2 protein-coding genes are annotated in these 1,729 nt (G+C 60.7%); both read left to right on the forward strand.

Going from position 1 to position 1,729, the window contains the following annotated elements; genetic code table 11:
- The coding region (gene fusA, locus Q8S60_RS05420) for an elongation factor G (RefSeq protein ID WP_305668404.1) at window positions 1–1,547 on the forward strand (1,547 nt) is incomplete at its 5' end.
- A 41-nt stretch (window positions 1,548–1,588) separates the two neighbouring features.
- Window positions 1,589–1,729: GTP-binding protein (locus Q8S60_RS05425; protein ID WP_304735124.1), on the forward strand; the 141-nt coding region annotated here is incomplete at its 3' end.

Genomic DNA, 1,729 nt, shown 5'->3' on the forward strand with positions numbered 1-1,729 from the left:
ACCTGTTGAAGATGCAGGAAATCATCTGGAAGGATGAGTCGCTCGGTGCGGAATTCGAGTACCGCGACATTCGTCCGGAGCTCAAGGAGCAGGCGGACGAATATCACGCGAAGCTCGTCGAGCTCGCTGTGGAGATGGACGACACGGTGATGGAGGCCTATCTCGACGGCAACGAGCCCGACGAGACGACCCTCAAGAAGCTCATCCGCAAGGGCACGATTGCCCGCAAGTTCGTTCCAGTTCTTTGCGGCAGCGCATTCAAGAACAAGGGCGTGCAGCCCATGCTCGACGCCGTCGTCGACTACCTGCCGTCGCCGCTCGAAGTCGAGCGCATGCAGGGCATCGATCCGAAGACCGAAGAGACGGATACGCGCGGGTCTTCCGACGAGGAGCCGCTCGCGGTTCTCGCCTTCAAGATCATGAACGACCCCTTCGTCGGCTCGCTGACTTTCTGCCGCATCTATTCGGGCGTCATGACGACCGGCACGGGCGTCCTGAACTCGACCAAGGACAATCGCGAGCGTATCGGCCGCATGCTTCAGATGCATGCGAACCATCGCGAAGACATCAAGGAAGCCTATGCGGGCGACATCGTCGCCGTGGCGGGCCTGAAGAACACCACGACCGGCGACACGCTTTGCGATCCGCTGAAGCCGATCATTCTCGAGCGGATGGAATTTCCGGAGCCCGTCATCGAGGTTGCGGTGGAGCCGAAGACGAAAGCCGACCAGGAGAAGATGGGCATCGCGCTCAATCGTCTCGCGCAGGAAGATCCGTCTTTCCGCGTGTCGGTCGATCAGGAATCCGGCCAGACCGTCATCAAGGGCATGGGCGAACTTCATCTCGACATTCTCGTCGACCGCATGCGCCGCGAATTCAAGGTCGAAGCGAATGTGGGTGCCCCGCAGGTGGCTTACCGCGAAACGCTCACCAAGCGCGCCGAGATCGACTACACGCACAAGAAGCAGACCGGCGGTTCGGGCCAGTTCGCCCGCGTCAAGATCGTGTTCGAGCCGGGCGAGCCGGGTTCGGGCTTCCAGTTCGAAAGCAAGGTCGTCGGCGGTTCCGTGCCGAAAGAATATGTGCCCGGCGTTCAGAAGGGTGTCGAGAGCGTGAAGGACTCAGGTCCGCTCGCCGGCTTCCCGATGATCGACTTCAAGGCAACCTTGATCGATGGTGCCTACCACGACGTCGACTCGAGCGTGATGGCCTTCGAAATTGCCGCGCGCGCTGCCTTCCGTGAAGGTGCGCAGCAGGCGGGCGTGAAGCTCCTCGAACCGATCATGAAGGTCGAGGTTGTGACGCCGGAAGAATATATGGGCGACGTGATCGGCGACCTGAACAGCCGTCGCGGTCAGATCAGCGGTACGGAACAGCGCGGCATCGCGCAGGTGATCCATGCCAACGTGCCGCTCGCCAATATGTTCGGTTACGTGAATACGCTGCGTTCGATGAGCCAGGGCCGTGCCCAGTACACGATGCAGTTCGACCATTACGAGCAGGTGCCGCAAGCGGTGTCCGACGAAGTCCGGGCAAAGCTCGCCTAACCAGTTGATCGAAGTCAGTTCCTGAAGGATGGAGCGCCGATATGGCCAAAGAGAAGTTTGAGCGGAACAAGCCGCACTGCAACATCGGGACGATTGGTCACGTAGACCATGGCAAGACGTCGCTGACGGCGGCGATCACGAAGGTGCTTGCGGAGACGGGCGGGGCGACGTATTCGGCCTAT

The organism is Parvibaculum sp. (genome assembly GCF_030694575.1).
Taxonomy (GTDB): Bacteria; Pseudomonadota; Alphaproteobacteria; order Parvibaculales; family Parvibaculaceae; genus Parvibaculum.